Source organism: Streptomyces sp. NPDC007164 (genome assembly GCF_040634135.1).
GTDB classification, from domain to species: domain Bacteria; phylum Actinomycetota; class Actinomycetes; order Streptomycetales; family Streptomycetaceae; genus Streptomyces; species Streptomyces sanglieri.
Genome location: NZ_JBEYFB010000041.1, coordinates 56,852 through 65,485 on the forward strand (window position 1 = coordinate 56,852; position 8,634 = coordinate 65,485).

The 8,634-nt window shown below is 70.7% G+C and carries 9 protein-coding genes; 3 read left to right on the forward strand and 6 right to left on the reverse strand.

What is annotated here, in order from left to right; genetic code table 11:
* Positions 1-48: 48 nt before the first annotated feature.
* From ABZ622_RS33425 to ABZ622_RS33440, 4 genes are all read right to left on the reverse strand, one after another.
* On the reverse strand, positions 49-705 hold the full coding sequence (locus ABZ622_RS33425; protein WP_360549698.1) for an HAD family phosphatase: 657 nt from the start codon (positions 703-705) through the stop codon (positions 49-51).
* Positions 706-801: 96 nt separating this feature from the next.
* Positions 802-1,992 (reverse strand): cytochrome P450, encoded by a 1,191-nt coding sequence (locus ABZ622_RS33430; protein ID WP_360549700.1) that lies wholly within the window; start codon positions 1,990-1,992, stop codon positions 802-804.
* A gap of 197 nt (positions 1,993-2,189) precedes the next feature.
* Complete coding sequence (locus tag ABZ622_RS33435; protein WP_360549702.1) at positions 2,190-3,290, reverse strand: HAMP domain-containing sensor histidine kinase; 1,101 nt, start codon at positions 3,288-3,290, stop codon at positions 2,190-2,192.
* Between the two features lie 185 nt (positions 3,291-3,475).
* A complete protein-coding gene (locus tag ABZ622_RS33440; RefSeq protein ID WP_360549704.1) occupies positions 3,476-4,153 on the reverse strand; it encodes a response regulator transcription factor in 678 nt (225 codons plus the stop codon).
* 215 nt (positions 4,154-4,368) lie between these two features.
* Between ABZ622_RS33440 and ABZ622_RS33445 the strand changes: the two genes are divergently transcribed.
* From ABZ622_RS33445 to ABZ622_RS33455, 3 genes are all read left to right on the forward strand, one after another.
* Positions 4,369-5,013, forward strand: a complete 645-nt coding sequence (locus ABZ622_RS33445; RefSeq protein ID WP_360549706.1) for a M15 family metallopeptidase — start codon at positions 4,369-4,371, stop codon at positions 5,011-5,013.
* A 290-nt stretch (positions 5,014-5,303) separates the two neighbouring features.
* The gene (locus ABZ622_RS33450; protein WP_360549708.1) at positions 5,304-6,338 is read left to right on the forward strand and encodes an endonuclease/exonuclease/phosphatase family protein; all 1,035 of its coding nucleotides are present in this window, start codon (positions 5,304-5,306) and stop codon (positions 6,336-6,338) included.
* A gap of 223 nt (positions 6,339-6,561) precedes the next feature.
* Entirely contained in the window at positions 6,562-6,981 is a 420-nt protein-coding gene (locus ABZ622_RS33455; RefSeq protein WP_360549710.1) for a nuclear transport factor 2 family protein, read from the forward strand.
* A gap of 30 nt (positions 6,982-7,011) precedes the next feature.
* Here the strand turns inward: ABZ622_RS33455 and ABZ622_RS33460 are convergent, their stop codons facing one another.
* The gene (locus ABZ622_RS33460) at positions 7,012-7,269 is read right to left on the reverse strand and encodes a twin-arginine translocase TatA/TatE family subunit (protein WP_360549712.1); all 258 of its coding nucleotides are present in this window, start codon (positions 7,267-7,269) and stop codon (positions 7,012-7,014) included.
* Positions 7,269-8,306: a sporulation protein gene (locus ABZ622_RS33465; RefSeq protein WP_360549714.1), complete on the reverse strand. Its 1,038-nt coding sequence runs from the start codon at positions 8,304-8,306 to the stop codon at positions 7,269-7,271. The genes ABZ622_RS33460 and ABZ622_RS33465 overlap by 1 nt, the downstream gene beginning before the upstream one ends.
* Positions 8,307-8,634: the final 328 nt, after the last annotated feature.

The window sequence follows — 8,634 nt, forward strand, 5'->3', positions numbered from 1 at the left end:
GGCAGCGGGCCAGGACACCCCATGTGACAAGTACGGCCTTGGCGGCCGTCACTCGTCGGACGGCACGGCACGGCGCGCAGGACTTCGGGGCGTCCGGGGACCGGTGTCCAGATGGGCCGCGATGCGTGTGATCGTCCGGGCGTTGTCCTCGAACAGGTGCGCCTGCATGCCCGCCGCCCGGGCGGCCTCGACATTCACCACGAGGTCATCGACGAACAGGCAGCCCTCCGGCCGCACTTCCAGGGCGGCGCACGCGGCCTGGAAAGCGCGTGGGTCCGGCTTCTCGATGCCGATCTCGTGCGAGTAGACGATCCGCTCGACCAGCTCGTCGAAGCGGTACCGCGATGTCTCCCGCTCCCGGGCACCGACGAAGCTGTTGCTCAGGATGCCCAGCCGGCACTTTCCACGCAGCCCTCGCACATGGGTGATGAGCTCCTCGTTGGGCGTTCCCAGGTACTCCGTCCACAGGTCGGCCATGAAGGCTTCGAGCCGGGGAGCGTCGAGCCCCAGGCGCACGGTCAACTGCTCGTGAAGCTCTCGTTCACCGATGCTTCCGACGCTCCCGGCCCGCCACACGTCACGCATCCGCTCATGCACCGTGCCGGGCGGCAATTCCAGCCGCTTCTCCCACCGCTGCACCCACCCCGTTTCCGGTGTGATCTCCAGTACGCCACCGATGTCGAAAATGACGCAGGTCTCCGCCATGCGCTGTCTCCCTCTTCGTCCTGTCACACCGACGAGCAGGCACCGCTCGCCCACGTGATCCACGAAGCCACTCTCGCCCTTCCCCCAGGGGCAAGGTCAAAGCGCACGGGCGAGGAGTGGCAGCGACGCCGGACCGCGGACAAGTCGCGTGCGACGCCATGCCAGTTGGTCGGGCGGTGCGGCGAGCCGGATCGCGGGAAACCGGGTCAGGACTGCCCGCAGGGCGATCTCGGCCTCGGCCCTGGCCAGGGGAGCGCCGACACAGCGGTGGATGCCGTGGCCGAAACCGAGATGGGTGGTGGTGTTCCGGTCCAGGTCGAGCCGGTCGGGTGACGGGAATTGTTCCGGGTCACGGTTGGCGGCCCCGAGACCGATCAACACCGGGACGCCCGCGGGGATGTCGGTGCTGCCGAGTGTGACGGCCTCTGTGGTGAACCGGAAGGTGGCCGTACTCACGGGGGAATCGAAGCGGAGCAGCTCGTCCAGCGCGGCCGGGATCTCGTCCGGGTTCTCCCGAAGACGGTTCAGCTCGTCAGGGTGCTGGAGCAGCGCCAGGACGGCATTGGAGAGGAAGTTGGTGGTGGTCTCGTGTCCGGCGACGAGCAACAGAACCGCCAGAGAGACCAGTTCCTCCTCGCCCAGGCAGTCGTCGTCGCCGTCGCGAACCGCGATGAGCCGGTCGAGGAGCGAGCCGCCGGGGTGCAGGCGCTTGGCGGCGATGAGGCCCGTCATGTAGTCGGCCATGGCATGCGAGGCCGCATCGATGATGTCGGGCCTCCCTGCCGCGAACAGCTCTCCGGACCAGCGCCGGACGTCGGGCCGGTCGCCCTCCGGTACTCCCAGCAGCCCGCAGATCACGATGACGGGCAGTGGAACCGCCAGGCCGGCCACGAAGTCGAAGCGCTCACCGACGGGCCACTGATCCAACAGCTCGTCGGTGACGCGGGTGATGAACGGACGGAGCTCCGTGACGGCCCCTGTTGTGAACGCCTTGGTCACGAGCTTGCGCAGCCGGGTGTGCCGGGGAGGGTCGCTGGCCAGCATGGTGTGTGCCACCGCCGGGTGCGGACGACGTCGTGACTCCTTGTCCGCGAAGAAAGCGGCCGTGTCCTTCGAGAGCCGAGCGTCGCGGAGGGCCTGCCTGGCTTCCGCGTAGCCGGTGACGAGGTAGCCGGTGTGTCCGCCGGAGCCGGTGGGGACGGCCTGCACCGGGCACTTGGACCGCATGACCGCGTAAGCCTGGTACGGGTCCTGCAGGAAGCGGGGGTCCTGAGTCGGGTCGGTCATGCCTTCAGGCTCCAACCGGTTCCGGCTGTTCGTCATCGGCGACACGCCGAACGCGGTGTGCGCCGGCGTCGGTCACCAGCAGGAGCCACTCCGTGTCCACGTGAAGGTTCTTGCGGGGTGGCCTCCGGCGTGACCCGCCGCTGGAGCTAGGAGTCCGAGTCGTTCCGGGGTCTTCTTCCCCTCCTGCCGACAGCCTCTCAGTTCCCGTTGGTTCCCGCGTGGCCTCCTTGGGCGCCGGGCAGGGACACGCGGACGGTGAGTCCGCCGCCCGGGTTGGCGGTGAGCGTCAGGTCCGCGTGGTGGGCGCGGACGATGCTGGCGACGATCGCCAGGCCGAGGCCGTGGCCGCGGCGGGAGGAGTCCTGTTCGGCCAGGCGCCCGCTGCCGCGCAGGAACGGCTCGGTGAGGCGGTCGACCGTGTCGCCCAGCCGCGGTCCGGTGTTGGTGACGGTCAGGAGGGCGCGGCCGGGCCGGGCAGTGTCGGGGCCGGTGGAAAGGGAGAGCGTGCCGCCGGTGGGCAGGTTGTGCCGTACGGCGTTGTGGAGCAGGTTCAGGGTCAGTTGGCGCAGCAGTACGCCGTTGCCGGTGACCCGGGCCGGACGGATGTCGGCGGAGAGCGCGATGTTCCGTGTCCCGGCCTCCTCGCGGACGGCCTCGACGGCTGCTCGGGCGGTGTCGGCGAGGTCCAGGTGCTCCATGGTGGGCGGGGTGTGTTCGAGGGCGGAGAGCCGCAGCAGGGCGTCGGTGATGTCGATGCCGCGCTGGTTGGTCTCGCGGAGCCGGGAGACGAGTTGGTGGTAGTCCTGGCCGTCGGGGTCGGCGACGGCCACGTCGAGCATGGTGCGGCTGACGGCGAGCGGTGTGCGCAGTTCGTGCGAGGCGTTGGCGGCGAAGCGCTGCTGGGCGTCGAAGGACCGCTGGAGACGGGCGAGCATGTCGTCGAAGGTGTCGGAGAGCTCGGTGAACTCGTCGCGCGGACCGGTGAGCCCGATGCGGTGGTCCAGGGAGCCGTGGGCGGCCCGGCGGGCCGCCCGGGTGATGTCCTGGAGGGGGCGCAGGACGCGGCCCGCGATGAGCCAGCCGGCGCCGAGCCCGACCAGTGCCAGGATCAGCAGGGCGATGCCGGACGCCTTGGCCAGGGCCCGGAGGATGTCCGGGCGGGTGGCGATGGCCGCGGCCTGCGGGTTCACGTCCGCCAGCGGGTAGTAGGGCACGAAGCGCATGGCCAGGTAGACCACGACCAGGCTGAGCGCCCCGGCGACGACGACGAACAGGGCGTACGTGAGGGTGAGCTTCATCCGGGCGGTCAGCCGCCGCGGCCGACCGGACGGTGCCGGGCCCTCGGACCGGCCTCCCGGCCGGCCTTCGGGCCGATCCCAGGAACGGCCTTCGGACCATCCCCCGGACCGGCTCCCGGACCGGCCTTCCGAGGGGCCTTCGGCCGAAGCGGCGCCGGTGTGCCGCCGGGGTGCCGGCCGGCGGTTCACCGGTCACCCCCGGCCGACTCGCCGAGACGGTAGCCGACGCCGGGCACGGTATGGATGGCCGACGGTTCACCGAGCCGTTTACGGAGCGTGGACATGGTGATGCGGACCGCGTTGGTGAACGGGTCGGCGTTCTCGTCCCAGGCCCGCTCCAGCAGCGTCTCCGCGCTGACGACACCGCCGCGCGCGGTCATCAGGACCTCCAGCACGGCGAACTGCTTCCTGGTGAGCGCCACGTATCTCCCGTCGCGGAACACCTCCCGCCGGAACGGGTCCAGCCGGATTCCGTCGCACTCGATGACCGGAGGAGTGCTGTCCTTGGGGCGGCGGGCCAGCGAGCGCAGCCGTACGACCAGCTCCTTCAGGTCGAAGGGCTTCGTCAGATAGTCGTCGGCGCCGATCTCGAAGCCGGTGACCTTCTCGTCCAGGAGGCCCGCCGCGGTCAGCATGAGCACGCGGCAGCCGAGCCGCCGCTCGACGATCGCCCGGCACACGTCGTCACCGTGCGTGCCGGGAATGTCGCGGTCGAGCACGACGACGTCGTACTCGTTCACATCGAGGCGTTCCAGCGCGGTGTCGCCGTCCCCGGCGATGTCGGAGGCGATGGCTTCGAGCCTCAGACCCGCCTGCACCGCCTCGGCGAGATACAGCTCGTCCTCGACAATCAGCACCCGCATACGGCCTCTCCTGCTCTGTGCCTCACCCGGCAGGTCGCCGGTCTGTCCGGCCGTCCCTGTTCGAGCGGTCCGCGATGACCGTCCCTATTTTGAGCGGTCCGGGGATATCGAAAACGTATCGGGAAATCGAAACGGTCCGACAACACGGCTCACCGTTCACTCAAGGCATCGGTCCGCGGCACCCGCCGCGCCGTACGAGATGCCCGGAGGCCACCATGCACGACAACCCCGCCAAGAGCCGCTCCGCCACGGCAGCGCGCCGCCTGCCCGGCCGGACAGTGGCGGGAGTGGGCGCGGTCCTGGTGGTGGCACTGGCGGCGGCATGGGGCCTGACGACCCGGAGCGAACCGGCCGCGCACGCCGACGTCACGGCGGACCGGGCGCCGGGCAGCCGTGCAGCGACCGCGGAGGTCACCCCGGAGGGCGCCGACGGGGGCGGCACCCCGGACGGTCGTCAGTTCACCCCCTTCGACACCCGGTACCCGGCCATCGCCCGGCTGGACAAGCGATTGCTGAAGGCCGTGCAGCAGGCGGCCCGGGACGCCCGCGACGACGGCATCGAATTCCGGGTCACCTCGGGATGGCGCAGCAGGGAACACCAGCAGCGCCTGCTGGACGAGGGCATCGAGAAGTACGGGAGCGCCGAGAAGGCGAGGCAGTTCGTGAACACCCCGCAGAAGTCGGCGCATGTCTCCGGGAAGGCGGTCGACATCGGCCCCACCGATGCCGACGACTGGCTCATCCGCAACGGCTCCGACTACGGCCTGTGCCAGGTCTACAACAACGAGATGTGGCACTTCGAGCTCCTGACCAGCCCCGGTGGCACCTGCCCGGCGTCGCTGAGCAACGCGGCAGGCTGACCGGCGCCGTGCTCAGCCCCCTTGAGTCCGAGCCCTCTTCCGAAGGACATGCCATGGCCGATCTGCGCGAGGACCCCTACCCGGATGTGTACATCGGAGGCGGATTCTCCGACCCTGCCTCCTCGCACTCCGATCCTGTCCCCTCCGATCCCGTCCCCTCCGGCCTTGCCTCCTCGCCCACCGATCCCGTCTCCTCCGCCCCCTTTCCTGTCTGCCCCGTTCCGTCCGATTCCGTTCCTGTGGCGGGAGGACCGGCCCCGGACGGACAGCCGCCCGGTCGGCTGGGCCGTTTGTCCGGCCCGATCGGCCGGTTCAGCCGGTTCAGCCGGTTCAGCCGGTTCAGCCGGTTCAGCCGGTTCAGCCGGTTCAGCCGGTTTGGCAGGTTCAGCCGGTTCGGCTCGGGGTGGGGCCGGGACCGGGGCCGGTTTCTGAGCGCCGTCGCCGTGGTGACCGGTCTGGTGATGGTCTGTCACTCGCTCATGCCCAACTCGCCGGGCAATCTCGGCAGCCTGCTCGAAACCGTGCTGCCCTGGACCGGCCTGGCCGTACCCGTGCTGCTCCTGGCCGCACTGTTCCGCAGGTCGGTGCCGGCCGTCGTCGCCACCCTGCTGCTCGGCGCCGTGTGGGCCGCCATGTTCGCGTCCCTGTACTTCGGCGGGCGGAGCGACACCGGGCCGAACCTGACCGTGGTCACCCACAATGTCAGCGCCACCAACTCCGACCCCGCCGCCACCGCCCGTACGCTGCTGGCCGCCGACCCCGACCTCGTGGCCCTGGAAGAAGTGACCGACGAAGCCCTGCCCGCCTACCGGAAGGTGCTGGACCGGCGGCTCACCCACCGCGTGCACATCGGAACCGTCGCCCTGTGGAGCCGCTACCCCATCACCGAGTCCCGGCGCGTCACCATCGATCCCGGCTGGAGCCGCTCACTGCGCGCCCAGGTCCAGGGGCCGAACGGTCCCCTCGCCGTGTACGTGGTCCATCTGCCCTCGGTCCGGGTCGGCGCGTCCGGCTTCGCCGTCGCACGCCGCGACGAGACGCTCGCCGCTCTCGACCGGGCGGTCGACCAGGAGCGGCAGAAGAAGGTCCTCCTGCTGGGCGACCTCAACGGAGCCACCACCGACCGCGCCCTCGCGCCGCTCACGTCCCGGCTGACATCGGTCAAGGACGAGGCCGGAACCGGCTTCGGCTTCAGCTGGCCCGCGGCCTTCCCGATCGCCCGGATCGACCACATCCTCACCCGGGGCGTCACCCCCACCGACGCCTGGACCCTCCCCGCCACCGCCAGCGACCACCGGCCGGTCGCCGCCGGTCTCAAGGTGTAGAAGTCACAGGCGCGGCGTCCACCGGGCGCCACGGGAAAGCTCGCTCGGGCACACTCGGCCGCGGCCGTCCGGCCGGACGGCCTCCGGGGGCATCGCACCGCCGCCGGACGACCGCTTCCTCCTCCAGGGCAGCACGAACGGCACTCGGCGACTGTGGCGGCGCCGCCTGCCCCTACCTCCGAGGTAATCGACGCTCCGTCAGCGTCCGGGCAGGCTGGGGCACATGAACCCCACCGACATCGCGGACGCCACCCGCGCCACCGTCCAGAAGTTCCTCGAACTCCGCCTCGCAGGGGACACCGAAGCACTCACCGCGCTCTTCGCCGACGAGGTCGACTGGCTGCTCGCCGAGAACCCCGCGGTACCGTGGATCCGGCCCCGGTCCACCGCCGCCGAATGCGCCTCCCAGTTCGCGGAGCTGACCGATCACACCGTGCCCGAGGACGCCCGCGCGTCCATCGACACCTTCCTCGTCGACGGAACCGACGCCGTCCTGTTGGGGCATCTCGCGGGGACCGTCCGTGCGACCGGAAAGTCCTTCGAGGGCCCCTTCGCGCTGCGCCTCACCGCCGAGGGCGGCCGGATCACCCGGCTCCATCTCTACGAGAACAGCCTGTCGATCTCGCAGGCGTGCACGCCTTGACGGCGTGCACGCCGCCCCGGCCCGGCAGTCTCAGGCGCGGCCCCGAGGCTGCTGCCCCGTGTCCGGCGCCGGATCCCCGGCATCCTGCCGGCCCACGGTCTCGCCGCGGATGACACGGGGCGCCCCCGTTTCACCTCCGGCGCCCTCGGTCTCCTTCATGGCCTTCGCCTCGGCCTTGAGGATGCGGGCCGACTTGCCCGCGGAGCGGGCCAGATCGGGGAGGCGCTTGGCGCCCAGAAGCACTATCACCACGATCAGAATGATCGCGATCTCGCTGATTCCGAACATCAGTCGTCACCACCCTCGTCATCGCCGTCGTCATCGTTGTCGCCCTCGAAGAAGTCCCCCACCTCGTCCACGACTTCGGCGGCGACCATGCCTCCGACGACGCCGACCGCGAGCCCGGCCGCTCCCACCGCGACGGCCGTTCCCAGGCCCGGACCGGAACGGTGACCGCCGCCGTGGTCCTCGTGGTGGCCGTGGCCGGGCTCGTGGCCGTGGTGCCCGGCGTACGGGTCGCCGTGCCCGTACGCCGAGCCGGCCGCGTACGCGGACCGGTGCTCGATCAGCTGCTGGAACCGGCCTTCGACGAGCGCCCGCCAGTCCTGATGGTGGATTCCGTCGTGCGCGACGGTGAACCGGGTGAGAGCGTCGTGCCCGTCGGAGAACGCTCCGCCACGCTTGTCGGCCTCCAGGACCACCTCCATACCGCCCGCGGTGGCGAGGAAAGTTACCTCGATCTCTTCGACCGCGTGCGCGTACTGCGGCGGCGGGGTCAGCTCGATCTCCTGGTAGAAGGGGAGCTGCTGGCCGGTGCCGCCGATGCGGCCGTACTCCAGATCCGCGGACCGGAAGCCGAAGCCGAGCTGTCCGAACGCTTCGAGGATCGCCTCCTGCACCGGCAGCGGGCTCACCAGGAGCCGGTCGAGATCCCCCTTGTCCTTGGCACCGGCGACCGACAGCTCCGTGTGCACGCCGAGCACGATGCCCAGGCTCTGCCCGTACAGCTCGGTGACCGGCGTCTCCCACGGCAGTGTGACCGTGAACGGCACGCTGAGTTGCTCGCCCGCGGCCAGCCGGAAGCCGCCGCCGACGGTGAAGCGCTCGAAGGCCACGACGCGCTCCACCTCGCCGTCCTCGTGCTCGGCCTCCACCTGCGCGACCAGTTCCAGCGCGATGTGGTCGATGTCGAAGTCGGCGCTGCCGCCCTTGAGATGGACCTGGCCGGACAGAGGACCACCGGGAGCGGTCGCCCCGGTGGTGAGGACGGTGTCGACGGTTGGACCGCCCACGCCGAGCGAGCCGAGCAGTCGTTTGAACACCATGGCGGCGTCCACTCCCTTACGTGCGTACGAGGGGTACGGGGGAGCACGGGATCACCGAGAGAGGGTCCCGTGCTCTACAGACGTGTAGAGCATAGGGCCGGTCACGGGGCTTCCGGAGCCGTGAGGGCCCGGCGGGCGGGAAAGTCTGAAAAGAACCGCTCAGGCAGGCCGGGCGGCCGCTTGACGAGCGCGTTTTGCCATGCTTTTACTCTCGGCGCGCTGTCGCTCGCGACGGTGATCGGAAACGGTCCGGGGCCGTGCGGTGCGTGTGCACCACTCGGCCCCGGACCGTGGGGAAGGAGAAGGGGGTTGCGGGTCAGCCCTTGCG

What these genes read in the sequence shown, in the direction of transcription:
- ABZ622_RS33425 (WP_360549698.1), bottom strand. Translation starts at nt 705, where the DNA reads ATGGCGGAGACCTGCGTCATTTTCGACATCGGTGGCGTACTGGAGATC.
- ABZ622_RS33430 (WP_360549700.1), bottom strand. Translation starts at nt 1,992, where the DNA reads ATGACCGACCCGACTCAGGACCCCCGCTTCCTGCAGGACCCGTACCAG.
- ABZ622_RS33435 (WP_360549702.1), bottom strand. Translation starts at nt 3,290, where the DNA reads ATGAAGCTCACCCTCACGTACGCCCTGTTCGTCGTCGTCGCCGGGGCG.
- ABZ622_RS33440 (WP_360549704.1), bottom strand. Translation starts at nt 4,153, where the DNA reads ATGCGGGTGCTGATTGTCGAGGACGAGCTGTATCTCGCCGAGGCGGTG.
- ABZ622_RS33445 (WP_360549706.1), top strand. Translation starts at nt 4,369, where the DNA reads ATGCACGACAACCCCGCCAAGAGCCGCTCCGCCACGGCAGCGCGCCGC.
- ABZ622_RS33455 (WP_360549710.1), top strand. Translation starts at nt 6,562, where the DNA reads ATGAACCCCACCGACATCGCGGACGCCACCCGCGCCACCGTCCAGAAG.
- ABZ622_RS33460 (WP_360549712.1), bottom strand. Translation starts at nt 7,269, where the DNA reads ATGTTCGGAATCAGCGAGATCGCGATCATTCTGATCGTGGTGATAGTG.
- ABZ622_RS33465 (WP_360549714.1), bottom strand. Translation starts at nt 8,306, where the DNA reads ATGGTGTTCAAACGACTGCTCGGCTCGCTCGGCGTGGGCGGTCCAACC.